This window comes from Methylorubrum sp. SL192, from assembly GCF_026672325.1.
In the GTDB taxonomy this organism is placed as follows: Bacteria; Pseudomonadota; Alphaproteobacteria; order Rhizobiales; family Beijerinckiaceae; genus Methylobacterium; species Methylobacterium extorquens.
Genome location: NZ_JAPPQV010000003.1, coordinates 3,157,626 through 3,173,943, shown reverse-complemented (window position 1 = coordinate 3,173,943; position 16,318 = coordinate 3,157,626). Strand labels below are relative to the sequence as shown.

General features: G+C 70.0%; 10 protein-coding genes. 5 read left to right on the top strand and 5 right to left on the bottom strand.

The window, feature by feature from the left end; all coding sequences use genetic code 11:
- Positions 1 to 88: 88 nt before the first annotated feature.
- Positions 89 to 490, top strand: a complete 402-nt coding sequence (locus OVA30_RS15730; protein ID WP_268176017.1) for a response regulator — start codon at positions 89 to 91, stop codon at positions 488 to 490.
- A gap of 10 nt (positions 491 to 500) precedes the next feature.
- On the opposite strand, the gene OVA30_RS15725 is transcribed toward OVA30_RS15730, so the two are convergent.
- Positions 501 to 3,665 (bottom strand): efflux RND transporter permease subunit, encoded by a 3,165-nt coding sequence (locus OVA30_RS15725; RefSeq protein WP_268176016.1) that lies wholly within the window; start codon positions 3,663 to 3,665, stop codon positions 501 to 503.
- 154 nt (positions 3,666 to 3,819) lie between these two features.
- On the opposite strand from OVA30_RS15725, the gene OVA30_RS15720 reads away from it, so the two are divergent.
- Positions 3,820 to 5,025 carry an efflux RND transporter periplasmic adaptor subunit gene (locus OVA30_RS15720; protein ID WP_015952167.1) on the top strand — a complete coding sequence of 402 codons (1,206 nt, stop codon included), beginning with the start codon at positions 3,820 to 3,822 and terminating at the stop codon, positions 5,023 to 5,025.
- A 118-nt stretch (positions 5,026 to 5,143) separates the two neighbouring features.
- Here the strand turns inward: OVA30_RS15720 and OVA30_RS15715 are convergent, their stop codons facing one another.
- Positions 5,144 to 7,183: a methyl-accepting chemotaxis protein gene (locus OVA30_RS15715; protein WP_268176015.1), complete on the bottom strand. Its 2,040-nt coding sequence runs from the start codon at positions 7,181 to 7,183 to the stop codon at positions 5,144 to 5,146.
- Between the two features lie 162 nt (positions 7,184 to 7,345).
- A complete protein-coding gene (locus OVA30_RS15710; protein ID WP_268176014.1) occupies positions 7,346 to 8,404 on the bottom strand; it encodes a methyl-accepting chemotaxis protein in 1,059 nt (352 codons plus the stop codon).
- A gap of 420 nt (positions 8,405 to 8,824) precedes the next feature.
- Here OVA30_RS15710 and uvrA point away from each other — a divergent pair, with 420 nt between their 5' ends.
- Together uvrA and OVA30_RS15700 are read left to right on the top strand one after the other, a co-directional pair.
- Positions 8,825 to 11,902, top strand: a complete 3,078-nt coding sequence (gene uvrA, locus OVA30_RS15705) for an excinuclease ABC subunit UvrA (RefSeq protein ID WP_268176013.1) — start codon at positions 8,825 to 8,827, stop codon at positions 11,900 to 11,902.
- A 553-nt stretch (positions 11,903 to 12,455) separates the two neighbouring features.
- A complete protein-coding gene (locus OVA30_RS15700) occupies positions 12,456 to 13,397 on the top strand; it encodes a transporter (protein WP_015952163.1) in 942 nt (313 codons plus the stop codon).
- A gap of 166 nt (positions 13,398 to 13,563) precedes the next feature.
- Here the strand turns inward: OVA30_RS15700 and OVA30_RS15695 are convergent, their stop codons facing one another.
- Both OVA30_RS15695 and OVA30_RS15690 read right to left on the bottom strand, forming a co-directional pair.
- Positions 13,564 to 14,343 (bottom strand): anti-sigma factor, encoded by a 780-nt coding sequence (locus OVA30_RS15695; RefSeq protein WP_268176012.1) that lies wholly within the window; start codon positions 14,341 to 14,343, stop codon positions 13,564 to 13,566.
- Positions 14,340 to 14,894: a sigma-70 family RNA polymerase sigma factor gene (locus OVA30_RS15690; RefSeq protein WP_056113091.1), complete on the bottom strand. Its 555-nt coding sequence runs from the start codon at positions 14,892 to 14,894 to the stop codon at positions 14,340 to 14,342. Before OVA30_RS15690 ends, OVA30_RS15695 begins: the two co-directional genes overlap by 4 nt.
- A 439-nt stretch (positions 14,895 to 15,333) precedes the next feature.
- Here OVA30_RS15690 and OVA30_RS15685 point away from each other — a divergent pair, with 439 nt between their 5' ends.
- Positions 15,334 to 16,308: a S1C family serine protease gene (locus OVA30_RS15685; RefSeq protein WP_003599551.1), complete on the top strand. Its 975-nt coding sequence runs from the start codon at positions 15,334 to 15,336 to the stop codon at positions 16,306 to 16,308.
- Positions 16,309 to 16,318 lie beyond the last annotated feature (10 nt).

Here is a 16,318-nt window from a genome sequence, read left to right as displayed (position 1 = left end):
GGGGGCAACGAACCCGCCCGCTCGCCGCTTGTCGGCAGGACGCCCAGGCATGCTCCCAGGCGCGCTCCAACGACATCCGGGACGCCTCATGGATCTGCCCGTTCCCCCTGCCCCGGACGGTGACGGGCGGCCGCTGGCACTCGTCGTGGAAAGCGAAACCGCCGCGCGTATCGAAACGGCGGATCGTCTGGCGGAGGCGGGCTTCGAGGTGCTGGAGGCCTGGAGTGCGCAGAGCGCGCTCCTCCAGATCGAGCGCCATGCGGGGCTGCGCCTCGTCGTCGTCGATGCCGACCTGCCCTTGACCTTGCCCGAGGACCGGTTCGCCCTGACCTGCGAGATCGCCCGACGCAGGCCGGATCTCGCCCTCATCGCTCTCTCGGCCGGTCCTTCCCCCGACCCCGGCACGCTGCCCGCGGGCGTTCGCTTCGCGGCCAAGCCCCTCACGCCGGCCTTCGCCCGGGGGGCGCTGGCGCAGCTTTTTTGCGCGTGAGCGTCGGCCCTTACGCCGTCGCGCCCTGCTCCTCCTTGCCTGTCTCCCCTTGGCCCAACTCGCTCGCCGTCGCGCCCTCCCCCCGCAGCCGCTCGGCGGCGACGTAGAAGACCGGGGTGACGAACAGGGTCAGGATCGTGGCCACCAGCAGGCCGCCGATCACCACCGTACCCATGGAGAGCCGGGCGCCCGCCCCCGCGCCGCTGGCGATGGCGAGCGGCACCGAGCCGAGGATGAAGGCGAACGAGGTCATCAGGATCGGGCGCATCCGCATCCGCGTGGCGTGCTGGGCCGCCTCCAGCGCGTCCTTGCCCTGCCGGCGCAGATCCTCGGCGAAGGAGACCAGCAGGATCGCGTTCTTGGCCGCCAGGCCGACGAGAAGCAGCAGGCCGATCTGTCCGAACACGTCGAGCGGCATGCCGCGCAAGGCCAGGAACCCGACCGCCCCGAAGATCGCCAGCGGCGTGGCGAGCAGGATCACCAGCGGCATGCGCAGGCTCTCGTACTGCCCGGCCAGGAAGCAGAAGATCATGAACACGCCGAGCCCGAAGATCAGGGGCGCGACGTTGCCGGCAATCTTTTCCTGATAGGCAATCTCGGACCACTCGATGGAGCTGTTGCGCGGCAGATCCTCGGCCAGGGCCTCGATCGCCTCGATCACCGTGCCGGAACTGGAGCCGGGGGCGACCGTCACCGCCACCTCGATCGCCGGATAGGTGTTGTAGGACAGGACCGCCGTCGGCCCGGTGCTGAACTTCGCCTGGACGAGCGATCCGAGGCGCACCGGCTCGCCCTGCGCGTTGAGGACGGTCAGCGCCTCAAGATCCTGGAACAGGCGCCGCCCGGAGGCGTCGCTCTGGACATAAACCTGGTAGACGAAGCCGAAGCGGTTGAAGAGGTTGACGAAGCTCGACCCGACATAGGTGCCGAGCGCCTCGAACAATCGCGCCAGCGGCACGCCGAGCTGCTCGGCCTTGGCCCGGTCGATGTCGAGGCGGATCTGCGGCACGCCCCAATCGGTGGTCGGCGTCGCGTTCGCCACCCCTGGCAGGGCGCGGATCTTCTCGATGAAGGTACTGGCCGTCTGCGCCAGACCGAGGCCGCCATTGCCCGAGCGGTCCTGGATCTCTAGCGTCAGGCCGCCGCGGGAGCCGAGCCCCGGCAGCGGCGACGGTGCGGCGATGCGCACCTGCCCGTCGGGATCGTGCTTGAAGCGTTCCTCCATGTCGCGGATCAGGTCGTCGACCGTGGTGGTGCGCTCGTCCCAGGGCTTCATGACGGGGATGTTGAAGCCGTAGAACGGGGCCACGGTGTCGGCGAGGAAGCTGCGCCCGCTGACGCCGATGGTGTGATCGACGTCAGCGCGGGCGCGTAGCACTTCGCCGAAGCGGGCGTTCATCGCCTCCGTGCGCTGCACCGAGGCGCCGAGCGGCATCGCCACTTCGGCGTAGAGATAGCCCTGGTCCTCGTCCGGCACGAAGCCGGTGGGACGCTGCATCAGCAGCAGCACGGTGGCGCCGGCGAACAGCACGAACACGGCCAGCGTCAGGACGACGTGGCGGGAGAGCCATCCGATCGTGCGGGCCACGAAGTCGGCCGAGCGCTCCAGAGCGACGTTGAACCAGTCCAGCGGCTTGCGCCACCAGCGCGTCTTCCGAGGCCCGTCCTTCGCGTGGGGCTTCAGCAGCAGGCCGCACAGGGCCGGCGTCAGGGTCAGCGAGACGATCGCCGAGATCAGCACCGAGATGGCGATAGTGAGCGCGAACTGGTTGTAGAGCTGACCCGTCAGTCCGGGGATGAAGGCCACCGGCACGAACAGCGCGGCGAGCACCAGCGTCGTGGCGATGACGGGGCCGCCGATCTCGTTGACCGCCTCGCGGGAGGCGGGCTTCGGCGCCATGCCCTCGGCCATCAGGCGCTCGGTGTTCTCCACGACGATGATCGCGTCGTCCACCACGAGGCCGACGGCGAGCACGAGGCCGAGCAGGCTCAGGGTGTTGAAGGAGAAGCCGAGCAGCGCCATCGGCCCGAAGGTGCCGATCAGCGCGATCGGCACGGCGATGGTCGGAATCAGCGTGGCGCGCCAGTTTTGCAGGAAGAGGTAGGTGACGACCGTGACGATCAGGATCGCCTCGAACAGGGTCCGCACCACCTCGTAGATCGCCTCCTTCACGAACTCGGTGGAATCGAGGGCGATGGAGTAGTGCAGGCCGGGGGGAAAGCGCTCGGCGAGATCCGCCATCGTGGCGCGCGTCCCGTTCATCACCTCGACCGCGTTGGCGTCGGGGTTCTGGAAGATGCCGAGCGTCGCCGAGGGCTTGCCGTCGAAGTTCGAGGTGACCCCGTACTGCTCGGAGCCGAGCTCCACCCGGCCCACATCCGAAACACGCACCACCGAGCCGTCGGGATTGGCCCGCAGGACGATGTTGCCGAACTCCTCGGGCCGCGTCAGCCGGCCCTTGGTGACGAGCTGCAGCTCGAACGGTGTCGCCCGGTCCATCGGCAGCTTGCCGAGGGAGCCGGTCGTGATCTGTGCGTTCTGCGCCTGGATCGACTGGAGCACGGTCTCGGTCGAGAGCGCCAGCGCCTCCATCTTGGCCGGATCGAGCCAGACGCGCATGGCGTAGCGCATGTTGGAGAAGTTCACGATCCGGCCCATGCCGGTGACCCGGCGCAGGGGCTTGATGACCTGGGTCTCGGCGTAGTTGGCCAGGAACAGCTCGTCGAAGCCGGTGCTCGGGTCGGCGTAGAGCACGACGTTGCCGAGCCGCTGGCGCGACGATTTCTGGATCTCCAGCCCCTGCGCGCGCACCGCCTCGGGCAGCTTCGCCTCGGCGCGGCTCGACCGGGTGAGCACTTCGGCTGCGGCGGCATCGAGGTTCGAGCCCACGGCGAAGGTCGCGTCGATCGAGACGCTGCCGTCGGTCGAGGAGGTCGATTGGATGTAGATCAGGTTCGGCGCGCCGTTGATCTCCTGCTCCAGCGGGATCGCGATCGACTCGTAGGCCTGCTGGGCCGAGGCGCCGGGATAGGTCGCCTGGACGTTGATGATCGGCGGCGCGATCTCGGGATACTGCGCCACCGGCAGCGTCAGCCCGGCGACGATGCCGATCACCGTGATGATGACGGAGATCACGCCCGCGAGGATCGGCCGGTCGACGAACGTAGAGAACATTCGGTGGGCCGGCTCCCGAAATGCAGCGTGCGAAATTCAACGTGGCCGTGAAGGACCCGCGTGCAACGTGTTGGGACTCCGCGTGTTCCCTCCCGTGTCGCGCCCGGAACACATCCGGCGGGCGCCCCCGTCCTGCTGTTGGAGAGTGGATTTCGTGCGGTCAGGCGTCGGCTTCGTCATCACCGGCCTCGTCGTCGGCGCGCTCGGAATCGCCGGAGGGGCGTGGTGGGGGGCCGGGCACCCGATCCCCGGCTTTCTCGCCCATCACCTCAAGGTGGCGGGCCGGGCCGGACCCAAGAAGAAGGAAGAGCCGCGGCTGGCGGTGAAGGCGGTGCGCGCCAGCCGCCAGGATGTGCCGGTCGCCTTCGAATATACCGGCACGATCGTCTCGCCCCGTGACGCCGCGCTGCAGGCTCGGGTGACCGGCTTCGTGATGGAGCGCCCGTTCGAGCCCGGCGGCCACGTGAAGAAGGGTCAGGTGCTGTTCCGCATCGACCCGCGCCCGTTCGAGGTCGCCCTCAAATCGGCCGAGGCCCTGCGCGATCAAGCCAAGGCCACCGTCTCCTTCGCCCAGGCCGAGGTGAACCGCACCGAGCAGCTCGCCGACAAGGGCTTCGCCACCGAGCAGCGCGCCCAGCAGAACCAGTCGAACCTCGCCACCGCCACCGCCAAGCTCGAAGAGGCGGAGGCCGCCATCGCCCGCCAGCGGCTGAACCTCGAATACGCGGTGATCCGCGCACCCTTCGACGGGCGCTCCAGCCTGTCCATGGCCAATATCGGCGACATGGTGATCGAGAATCAGACCAGCCTCGTCTCCGTGGTGCAGGTGAACCCGATCGACGTGCAGATGGCGCTCTCCTCCGAGGATGCGGAGGCGGTGCGGGTCGCTCAAGGAGAGGGGCGGGTGAAGGTCCAACTCCTCGACGTGGGGCGTGAGCCCGTGCGCGAGGCCACGATCTACCGCCTCGACAACCGCTTCGATCCCCGCACCGGCCGCCGCCTGATCCAGGCCTGGCTCGACAATGCGGACGAGCGCTATCTGCCCGGCCGGTTCGTGCGCGCCCGCATCGAGGTCGGCCGGCAGGATCGGCTCCTAGTGCCGACGGTCGCGCTCTCGGCCCAGCTCGACCAGCAGGTGGTCTGGACCGTGGACGACACCGGCACGGTCCACATGACCGCGATCGAGGTCGGCGACGTCTACGGCGACAACACCGCCGTGCTCAAAGGCCTGAAGCCCGACACGCTGGTCGTGACCGACCACCTCCAGAGTCTGCGCCAGAATCTCAAGGTCGAGCCGCGCATCGGCGACGAGGTCAGCGCCGTCGGCAACACGCCCGCCCAGGGCGAGGCCCGGCACTGAGACCGGGTTTCCAAAGGGATCATCCCTTTGGCGGGGCGCCGGGGTGGAACCCCGGCATCCCTTCAACCAGGGCTTTGCCCTGGACCCACGAAAGGGCTTGCCCTTTCGAAACCCGGTTTCAGGCTGCGCGAACCTGCGCCAGGAAACCGCCGACCTCCGTGCGTAGGGCAGCGGCCTGACGGGCGAGGTCGCTTGCCGCATCGAGGACTTGGCCCGAGCCGGTGCTGGCGTCGTCGGCCGTGTGGGCCACGCCGGCCACGTCCTCCGAGGCGCGGCGCGTGCCCTGCGAGGTCTCGACCGTGGTGCGGGCGATCTCGGCGGTGGCCGCGCCCTGCTCCTCGACCGCGGCGGCGATGTCGTTGGAGATCCGCGACAGGTCGCGGATGGTGCGGGCGATGCCGGTGATCCCCGAGACCGAGGCGCCGGTCGCGGCCTCGATCTCCGCCATCCGCCCGGCGATCTCGTCGGTGGCGCGGGCGGTCTGGGCGGCGAGGCCCTTCACCTCCGCCGCGACCACGGCAAAGCCCCGGCCCGCCTCGCCCGCGCGGGCCGCCTCGATGGTGGCGTTGAGCGCCAGCAGGTTGGTCTGGCCGGCGATCTCCGAGATCAGCCCGACGATCCGGCCGACATTGTTGGCGGCGGCGGCGAGGCGCTCGACCTCCCCGGCGGTGCGGGCCGCCTCCTCCTCGGCGGCGTTCGCCGCCAGCGCCGACGAGCCGACCTGGGCGGAGATCTCGCGGATCGAGGCCGAGAGTTCTTCCGTCGCCGCGGCAATGCCGTCGGAGGAGCGCGCCGCCTGGGCCGAGGCCTGGGCAGCCGACGCGCTCAGGGCGGAGGTCTGGCCCGCCGCATTGCTCATCGCCCGGGCGGCGTCCTCCAGTTGATGGGCCGCCGCCGAGACCGCCTCGACGATACCGCCGACCCGAGCCTCGAAGCCGTCGGCCACCGCCATCATCGCCGCGTGGCGCCGGACGGCCTCCTCTTCGGCGCCGCGCTCCTGCGCCGCGCGGATGCGGGCGCGCTCGGCCACGCTGTCGCGGAAGGCCAGAGCCGCGGCGGCGATGGCGCGCAGCTCGCCCGGACCCTTGACCGGGATCTCGACCTCGGTCTCGCCCCGCCCGATCGCGGTTAGCGCCCGCGCCATCCGGCTCAAGGGGCGCGCGATCGCCGAGCCGAGGCCGAAGGCGAGCGTCACCGAGAGCAGCAGGGTCGCCAGCGCCGCCCCGGCCCAGAGCAGCACCGTGCGCTCGGCCTGCGACCGGGCCGTCCCGGCCGCCCGCGCCAGGCCGGCCGTCAGCCGGTCCTCGATCCCCTTCAGCCCGTCGATGCGCTGCGTCGCGAGCCCGAACCAGCCCTTGGCGTCGGTGAAGGCGAGCGCCTGGCCGGGGGCCGTGCCCAGCGCGAGGCCGCGGAGCCGGGCGACCTCGCGGGCGGCGTCCGAAGTGTTCGCGGCATCGAGCGCGGCGATCTCCTCCGTGGGGCCCGCGGCGCGGAACAGCCCCTCGAAGGTCGCCTGATCCGAGGCCAGCCCGGCGAGCCGGCGCAAGCCCGCGAGATCGATCGCGCCCGCGGCGAACACGGCGGAGGCCGCCGCCCGCTCCTGGCCGGCGAATTCCTTGAGCGAGAGAAAGGCGGACAGGGCGGAAACGCGGGCGCCGATGGCCGGGTCCGCCGCGATCTGCGCCACCCCGCGCACGGCCCCGAGGGCCTCGGCGATGAGGCCGGTATAGACGGCGAGATTGGCCGGCACGCTGGCCTCCAGCTGGTCCACCGCGCTGCGGTGGCGCTCGATCCCGCCGAGCTTCTCACGCAGAGCCGCCGCCTTGCGCGCGAACTCCGCATCCGCTCCGGCGGCCCCCAGATCCGCGATCAGGGCGGCGCGGGCCGCATCCGTCAGCTTGCGCTGGGCCGCGAGTTCCGGAGCGAACTGGGTGCCCTTCGAGGCGAGATAGAGGCTGGAGGCGCCGCGCTCCTTCTGGGCCTCGTGGACGAAGGCGCCGATCCGGACCGAGAGCCCGACCTGCTCCTCCATCCGCGCCATCGCCCGGCCCTGCCCCGCCCGCTCCGCGACCGCCACCCCCGCGACCGCGCCGAAGGCGAGGCAGGGGATCAGCGCCACCGTGACGATACGGGCGCGCAGGGAAGAGGGCAGCTTCATGATGGGACGGTCCGGACGAGTTGCGGCCGGACCATGAAAGGCGAACGTAAAGTAAAGATTTCGCCGGAATGAGGTTGCCTAAATTTGGGGCATATACGCTACGATTTCATCATCCCACCCGTGACCCGAACACATCCTGCGGGTCGAACAGCTTCTATGCCGTCACGGAAGGCTATTCGTGCCGCCTTCGACGCTCCGCTGCTCGATCACGCCGCGCCAGCCCAGGCCCCCATAGGTTTCGTAGCCGGGGGTGTCGTGGAAGGCCACGAGGCGGTCCCCATCCCGGTAGTGACCCTGGGACCGGCCATCGGTGCGGAGCCGGTAGGTCTCGCTCAGCACCCCCTCGTTCCGGGAGCAGGCGATCACGCGGTTGCGGGCATCGAGCAGCATCACGCGGGTGCGCTCCCGCTCGCCCGCGCCCAGCCGGACGCCCTGGACGATGGCGCGGGCCTGCGGCTGCCAGTCGAAATGGATGGCGAGGATGCCCAGCGGCGCCCCCTCCGGGCGACCGCCTTCCCGCACGCTCGCGCAGTAGGTGGCGACCTGTGCGCCGCGCAGGCGCGCCTCGGTCCGGACGTCGACCGCCGTGTAGTCGTCGCCGCTCGGCAGGGCGCGTGCGTCCCGGAACCAGGTCTCGGTATCGACCTGCGCGCCGAGGATGTCCGGATAGGTATCGGGGCGGCCATGGGCGATCACCCGGCCCTGAAGATCGCACAGCCAGAGATCGAGATAGACCGTGTAGGCCGACAGGATCACCCCGAGCCGCTCGCCGGCATAAGCCGCATTCTCCGGCGAAGGATCCCGGCCGCAGGCGACCAAAGCGGCGTCGGTCGCCCACCAGCGCACGTCGCAAGTGCGCTCGTAGAGGTTCCGGTCGATCAGTTCGACGGCGTTCAAGGCGAGGTCCACGCAGCGGGCCGCGCGCGCCTCGCCCGTGAGCCGTGCGACGGCCTCGGTGAGGTTGTCCACGCCGGTGCTGAGGCCCGTCCCCAGGGCTGCGGCCAGCGTCTCGACTTCGGTCGAAACGGTTCGGACTTCCTGCGCAACGACCGAGAATCCCGCACCCTTCTCGCCGGCATGGGCCGCCTCGATGAGCGCATTCAGGGCCAGCAGCTTCATGCGGTTGGCAATCAACTGGATGGCTCCGAGGTTGGAAGAGGCCCTGGACTTCAGGGCCTGCGCCGACGCACCGACGACGTCGGCAAGGGACAAGTCGTTCATGCAACCCTCAGGGGAACTCTACGGTCGAGCTACTTTGCTTTGTTCAGGCTGTGCTGAACTTTAGCGAGCTTCACCTTAAGTTGATCCTAACGTATCGATCGCGTTGCTTGATGCTTATTTCGGCGGATGGCGTGTTTTTGGGCGCCGATCGGATCGGGATATGCGCAGACGAACCCGCGCTTCGACGGCCGTCGGAGGGGAGCCGGTCCGGCGGGTTCGAGGGGGAGGTTGCGGCCGCAAACCGGCCGCAATAGGCCGGCATTGCCGCCGTACCCGTTCCGTTCTAGTGGTTTCGCGTCGCCCGGAACCCATCTCCGTCCCCGGATACTGTTCCTGCGCGGCACACCCGTTGCCCGCCCGAGCAGAGAGCGAGGGCGCCGCAACCGGGGCGCCCGGATCGTCGCAGAGAATTTGTCGTCCATGGCCAAAGCCAAAGCCCGCAAGCCTGAGACCGCGGCCAAGTCCAAGGGAAGGGCCGAGGAACGGACCGACGCGCAGCTCTCGGCCCTGTTCGACGCGGCGGCCCCGGCCGCGCGCGACACCCGCGTCATCTCGGTGCGCGGCGCCCGCGAGCACAATCTCAAGAACGTCGATCTGACGATTCCCCGCGACCGGTTCGTGGTGTTCACCGGCCTGTCGGGTTCGGGCAAATCGTCGCTCGCCTTCGACACGATCTACGCGGAAGGCCAGCGCCGCTACGTCGAATCGCTCTCGGCCTATGCCCGCCAGTTCCTGGAGATGATGAGCAAGCCCGACGTCGATCAGATCGACGGGCTCTCGCCGGCCATCTCCATCGAGCAGAAGACCACCTCGAAGAACCCGCGCTCCACCGTCGGCACGGTCACCGAGATCTACGATTACATGCGCCTGCTTTGGGCGCGGGTCGGCATCCCCTACTCGCCCGCCACCGGCGAGCCGATCGAGAGCCAGACCGTCTCCCAGATGGTCGATCGGGTGCTGGAACTGCCGGAGAAGACCCGGCTATACCTCCTTGCTCCCGTGGTCCGCGGGCGGAAGGGCGAGTATCGCAAGGAGATCGCCGAGTTCCAGAAGAAGGGCTTTCAGCGCCTTCGTGTCGACGGTGAGTACTACGCGATCGACGACGTGCCGAAGCTCGACAAGAAGCTCAAGCACGACATCGATGTGGTGGTGGACCGCATCGTCGTGCGCGACGACATCGCCGCGCGGCTGGCCGATTCCTTCGAGACCGCGCTCGAACTCGCCGACGGTATCGCCGACATCGAGTTCGCCGATGCGCCGGAGGGCGAGGCGCCGAAGAAGATCACGTTCTCGTCGCGCTTCGCCTGCCCGGTCTCCGGCTTCACCATCCCCGAGATCGAGCCGCGGCTGTTCTCGTTCAACAACCCGTTCGGCGCCTGCCCGACCTGCGGCGGCATCGGCCACGAGATGCGGATCGACCCCGAACTCGTGATCTCCGATTCCGCGCTGACCCTGAAGCGCGGCGCGGTGGGCCCCTGGGCGAAATCGACCTCACCCTATTACGACCAGACGCTCGACGCCCTGGCCAAGCATTTCGGCTTCAAGACCTCCGTGGCGTGGTCGGCACTGCCGGAGCAGGCCCGCGAGGTGATCCTGTTCGGCACGGGCAAGGAGTCGGTGCGCTTCGACTACAACGACGGCCTGCGCTCCTACTCGGTCAACAAGCCGTTCGAGGGCGTGATCCCGAATCTGGAGCGGCGCTACAAGGAGACCGAGAGCGACGCTTCCCGCGAGGAGATCGGCCGCTTCATGAGCGCCACCCCTTGCGCCGCCTGCGACGGCAAAAGGCTCAAGCCCGAGGCGCTCGCGGTCAAGATCGACCGGCAGGACATCGGCCAGGTTACCGCCCTCTCGGTCCGCGAGGCGCATCGCTGGTTCTCGGAGATCTCGGGGAAGCTCACGGACAAGCAGAACGAGATCGCGGTCCGCATCCTCAAGGAGATCCGCGACCGCCTGACCTTCCTCGTCGATGTCGGCCTCGAATACCTGACGCTCGCCCGCGGCTCGGGCTCGCTCTCGGGCGGCGAGAGCCAGCGTATCCGGCTCGCCTCGCAGATCGGTTCGGGCCTGACCGGCGTGCTCTACGTGCTCGACGAGCCGTCGATCGGCCTGCACCAGCGCGACAACGAGCGCCTGCTCGGCACGCTCAAGCGCCTGCGGGATCTGGGCAACTCGGTCATCGTGGTCGAGCACGACGAGGACGCGATCCTCCAGGCCGACTACGTGGTCGATGTCGGGCCGGGCGCCGGCATCCATGGCGGCGAGATCGTCGCGCAGGGCACGCCGGAGGAGCTCCTGAAGGATCCGGCTTCGCTCACCGCGAAGTACCTCACCGGCGAACTCTCGGTGCGGACGCCGAAAGCCCGGCGCAAGCCCGGACGCGGGATGCTGCGGCTGGTCGGCGCGCGCGGCCACAACCTGAAGAACGTGACGGCGGAGATCCCGCTCGGAACCTTCACCTGCATCAGCGGCGTCTCCGGCGGCGGCAAGTCCACGCTGATCATCGACACGCTCTACAAGGCGGCGGCCAAGCGCCTCAACGGCGCCCTGGAGCACCCGGCCCCGTTCGAGCGGATCGAGGGATTGGAGCATCTCGACAAGGTCATCGACATCGACCAGTCGCCGATCGGCCGCACCCCGCGCTCGAACCCGGCGACCTATACCGGCGCCTTTACCCCGATCCGCGACTGGTTCGCCGGCCTGCCCGAGGCCAAGGCCCGCGGCTATCAGGCCGGGCGCTTCTCGTTCAACGTGAAGGGCGGGCGCTGCGAGGCCTGCTCGGGCGACGGCGTCATCAAGATCGAGATGCACTTCCTGCCCGACGTCTACGTCACCTGCGACGTGTGCAAGGGCAAGCGCTACGACCGCGAGACGCTGGAGGTGCGCTACCGCAACAAGTCCATCGCCGACGTGCTCGACATGACCGTCGAGGAGGCGGCCGATCTGTTCAAGGCCGTGCCGTCGATCCGCGAAAAGATGGAGACGCTGGCCCGTGTCGGCCTGCACTACGTGCGCGTCGGCCAGCAGGCGACCACGCTCTCGGGCGGCGAGGCGCAAAGGGTGAAGCTCTCCAAGGAGCTGTCGAAGCGCGCCACCGGCCGCACCCTCTACATCCTCGACGAGCCGACCACCGGCCTGCACTTCCACGATGTCGCCAAGCTGATGGAGGTGCTCCACGAGCTGGTCGATCAGGGCAACACCGTCGTGGTGATCGAGCACAATCTGGAGGTCATCAAGACCGCCGATTGGGTGATCGACATGGGCCCCGAGGGCGGCGACGGCGGCGGCCGCGTCGTGGCGCAGGGCACGCCTGAGGAGATCGCCGCGAGCACGGCGAGCCATACCGGGCGCTTCCTGCGCGAGGTGCTGGCGCGGCGCCCGGCCGGGAAGGCCGTCAAGGACGCGGCCAAAGACGCGGGCAAGGATGCGGCCAAGGCGAAGGCGGGCGCCGCATCGGGCCGCCGCAGCAACGCCGCGGGCCGGCAGGCTGCCGAATAGGGCGCGCCGGCCGAAGCGGGCGGGCCGGCGCAACCTGATGGCGACGGGTTCTTGCGCGGCCGGGGGGCCGGGCCGAGCGGGCGATTCGGTCGGCTGAGCCGGGCCGTCCGGCCCCCGGTGACGGCGCCGTCGGTGCCGGGCGAGCCCGAAACCCGCCTTCGCAGTTGCGCAACTGCCCGGCCCCTTCTGCCGGAAAATCCCGGCCGGATGCCGCGGCCAATGACTTGACGATAATGTACTATTTCGCCTGAATCCGGTTCGCGGGATCGCGTTCGTCCAAGATGGACAGCGTTAAGAGATCGTTAAGCCCTTGGTTGCTCCGCAGCAAAAATGCGGCTTTTGCGCAACGGTAGGGTCCGAACTGCCGAGATTGGAGGCAATCCCCTGTCTTTCGCGGTCGGTCTGTAGAATAGTTCCCGACGTCGAGACTTGAGGTGCGGCCGTAGGGGGCACCGGCATCACACCAGCCATCCACTCCGGGGAGAGAGGGAGGCGAGCGGCGATGCAGGCGCTACGGGGCGGACGCCTGAATCCTTGGGAAGGAACGAGAAAAATGATGAAGAACTGGCTCGCTGCGGGCGCCATTGCGCTCACGGCCGGAATGACGACGACCGTCGCCCAGGCGCAGACGACCACGGTTCCCGGTGAGCAGGTCGGTCTGGCCGTTGGCGCGCCGCTCCCCGAGGGCATCTACGCCATCAACACCTTCACCTACCGCAGCCCGGATGGCCCGAACGCGACCGCGGTCGACACCGCCGTCAACATCCCGATCCTCGTGTGGGCGACCCCCTACGTGCCGTTCGGCGGCCGCCTCGAGTTCGTCGTGGCCCCCCCGACGGTGTTCACCTTCAGCCGCGCTGCCGGCGGCCGTGACACCTCGATCAACGTCGGCACCTTCGTCGGCGCGATCTGGGCGTTCGATCTCGGCGGCAACATCGGCGTCAGCCTGCTCGGCGGTTCGTACCTCAACGAGCTCAACGCTGGTCGCGGCGGCGGTCTGAACATCCTGGCCTCCAACACCTACCGTGTCGGCGGTGCCGTCAGCTACACCGGCGACGGCTGGAACCTGACCGCCAACCTGACCTACAACTTCTACGACTCGCCCAGCCGCTTCGACGGCCGCAACGGCATCCCCGGCTTCTTCGGCCCGGTGCAGATCTCGGACGCGTTCAACCTCGACCTGACCGCGACCAAGAAGTTCGGCAAGTTCGAGATCGGCGCCATCGGCTACGGCACGGTCAACCTCGACCCGAACCTGCTCGCCTTCGTGAACGACCCGACCAGCCGCATCGGTCGCGGTGGCCGGTTCGCCCTCGGCGGCCTCATCGGCTACGACTTCGGACCGTTCTCGGTTCAGGCCTACGTCGCCCGCGACGTCGTGACCACGGCTGGCGTGCGCGAGAGCACCGATGGCTGGTTCCGCATCGTGGCCCCGCTCTACACCCCGGCGGCCGCTCCGGCCCCGGCTCCGGCCCCGCTCGTTCGCAAGTACTGAGCTGATCGATCCGATCGGGGGCGCCCATCGCGTCCCCGGTCTGTTCAAGGTCACGAAGCCGTCCCGCCGCAAGGCTGGGCGGCTTCGTCCGTTTCGGGACGATGCTTGAGCGTGAGAATCGCCCGGATACCGGAACGGCGCGGCCCCGGTGGAGGGCCCGCGCGTCCTATTCCCGGATCAGCTTGCCGGTGTAGATCACCTGCCCGGTGGGCTTGCCGGTGGGTGAGCCGCCCGGCGGCTCGACCGATACGGCGATGACGCCGTCCCCGCCGCGACCGGCCTCCGGCGGCAGGCGGATGCGGGTGGCCTCGCCTTCGACGAGGCCGATCGGCTTCGGGGCGGCACCCGGCCCGACATACCAGAGTTCCAGGCTGCGGCCGGCCGGCGCCTGCGCCGCCACCGGCCGGACCCGGGCGGTGCCGGCTTCGGTGTCGACGCTGACGATCAGGGCCGGCAGGTCGCCCGCGCTCGTGACCACGGCGACGTAGCGGCCCTCCCCCGCGCCGCCCGCTCGCTCCCCGCCGGGCCGCGGCGCGCCGGTGAGCACGACCAGCGCGAGGCCGGCGGCGACGAGCCCCGCCCCCGCCGCGGTGAAGCGCCAGAGCCGGAGTTGCCGCCGCAGGTCGCGCAGGCGGTTGTCGTTGGCGGCGCCGGCTTGATCCGGTCGGGGGACGGGATCGCCCGCGGCGGTGCCGCGCTCGATCTCTTGAGCGATCTCTCGGGCGATCTCCTGCCAGATATGGGCCGGCGGCTCGATTGCGGGCACGGCGCGCGCGAGCGGGGCGAGACGCCGCTCCCAGGCGCTCACGGCCGCCTCGGTGGCCGGATCGACCGCCCGCTCCAATTCGAACGCGGCGCGCTCCCCCGCATCGAGGGTGCCGAGCACGTACTCGGCCGCCCGCAGGTCGCGTTCCGCCGGTTCCGGTCTGCCGCTCCCGCCGCTCACGCGATATGCTCCAGGCAGGATTTCAGGGCGGCCAGCGTCCGGTGCAGCCAGGTCTTCACAGTGTTGACGGGCCGCTCGAAGCGTTCGGCGAGTTCCTCGCGGGACCAGCCCTCGCAATAGGCCAGCACGACGCAGTCACGCTGGGTCGGATCGAGCCGAGACAGGCAGGCGACGAGCGCCTCGCGGTCGAGGAAGGCGCCTTCCTCGTCGGTCGGGGCGACGAGGCGCTCCATCCAGGCCTCCCCGCTGTCACCAGACGGCATCGGAACCTCGCTCCGGCGGCGCAGGCCGTCGATGGCCCGGTTGCGCGCGATCGTACACAGCCACGGAAGCGGGGCCCCGGCCGAGGGCGCATAGGAGCCCGCCGATTGCCAGAGCTTCAGGTAGACATCCTGAAGCACGTCCTCGGCGAGGCTCCGGTCTCGTTGGATACGCAGGATGATCCCGAAAAGTTTCGGCGCGGTCCGGTCGTAGAGCGTCCGCAGGGCGGCCACGTCCCGGCGGGCGACGCGGTCCAGCAGTCCGGCCAGTTCTCCGTCGTGCGGCGTCACGGCCCGCTCCCGGCGGACGCGGCGCGGAGGGAGGTCGTCGGAGGACGCGGCATGGTTCCGGGGCGTCTGGATGGGAGGCGTCCGCCGGGCGCTCAGCGCGGCAGGACAGGGAGCGGCACCCTATCGGAGGCTTTGCCGACGCACCACAGGATGTCGCGGTGTCGGCAGGACAATCGCGAAGCCGTTTCGGCGGTTTCGCGGCGCGAAGAGCGCCGTGCGGAGCGAAAGCGGGAGGGCGCGGTGCCGGGCCCCGGCGCCGGTGCCTTTCGACGCGGCGGCGGGCGGGTGTCGGCGCGAGATGCGCCGCCTATCTGTGTCGGAAGCGCAGCCCGGCGAACCTTGCGGACGGGAGACGGATGCGGCCGCCCCGGCGGCCGCCGTTTCCGCACAAGTTGGTCCACGGGCGGCGGCGGAGTGGGGCGCAGGGAAATCGCAGAACATGTCCGCGCACGGCGAATTCAGGATTCCGGCCGCCCTGCAGCCGAAGGCCGGCGACTACGCCTACGATCTGGAGCGGGCGCTGACCTCGGTCGTCTCCCTCTCCTCGCGGGTGCCGGCGGAGGCCTTCACGGCGGAGACGCTCGGCACCGAGCGGGCGGGCAACGGCGTGGTGATCCGCGAGGACGGGCTGGTGCTCACCATCGGCTACCTCGTGCTGGAGGCCGAGAGCGTCTGGCTCACCACCCATGACGGGCGCTCGGTGCCGGCCCACGTCGTCGGCTATGACGGGGAGACCGGCTTCGGCCTCGTCCAGGCGCTCGGCCGCCTCGGCCTGCCCGCCCTGAGGCTCGGGCGCTCGGATACGCTGAAGGTCGGCGAACGGGCGGTGATCGCGGGGGCGGGCGGACGCTCGCACAGCCTCGCGGTCGAACTCGTCGCCCGGCAGGAATTCGCCGGCTATTGGGAGTACGTCCTCGACGACGCCCTGTTCACCACCCCCGCCCATCCCCACTGGGGCGGCACCGCCCTGATCGGGCCCGACGGCGCGCTGGTCGGCATCGGCTCGCTTCAGCTCCAGCAGGGCGGCACGGGGGCGGGCCGGGCGATCAACATGGTCGTGCCGATCGAACTCCTGCCGCCGATCCTGACCGATCTCGAGACCCGCGGCCGGGCCGACCGCCCGCCCCGCCCCTGGCTCGGCCTCTACGCCACCGAGACCGAGGACGGCGTGGTGGTGATGGGGACCGCCGACAGGGGCCCGGCGGAGGCCGCCGACCTGCGCGCGGGCGACGTGCTGACCGAGGTGGCGGGTGAGCCGGTCGCCGACCTCGCCGGCTTCTTCCGGCAGGTCTGGGCCCTCGGGGAGGCGGGGGTGCGCGTCCCCCTCACGGTCAACCGGGACGGGCGCCTGACCCGGCTCGCGCTGACCTCGGTCGATCGCGAGCGGTTCCTGATCGGGCCGAAGCTGCACTGACCCGTGCTTC

What these genes read in the sequence shown, in the direction of transcription:
- OVA30_RS15730 (WP_268176017.1), top strand. Translation starts at nt 89, where the DNA reads ATGGATCTGCCCGTTCCCCCTGCCCCGGACGGTGACGGGCGGCCGCTG.
- OVA30_RS15725 (WP_268176016.1), bottom strand. Translation starts at nt 3,665, where the DNA reads ATGTTCTCTACGTTCGTCGACCGGCCGATCCTCGCGGGCGTGATCTCC.
- OVA30_RS15715 (WP_268176015.1), bottom strand. Translation starts at nt 7,183, where the DNA reads ATGAAGCTGCCCTCTTCCCTGCGCGCCCGTATCGTCACGGTGGCGCTG.
- OVA30_RS15710 (WP_268176014.1), bottom strand. Translation starts at nt 8,404, where the DNA reads ATGAACGACTTGTCCCTTGCCGACGTCGTCGGTGCGTCGGCGCAGGCC.
- uvrA (WP_268176013.1), top strand. Translation starts at nt 8,825, where the DNA reads ATGGCCAAAGCCAAAGCCCGCAAGCCTGAGACCGCGGCCAAGTCCAAG.
- OVA30_RS15700 (WP_015952163.1), top strand. Translation starts at nt 12,456, where the DNA reads ATGATGAAGAACTGGCTCGCTGCGGGCGCCATTGCGCTCACGGCCGGA.
- OVA30_RS15685 (WP_003599551.1), top strand. Translation starts at nt 15,334, where the DNA reads ATGTCCGCGCACGGCGAATTCAGGATTCCGGCCGCCCTGCAGCCGAAG.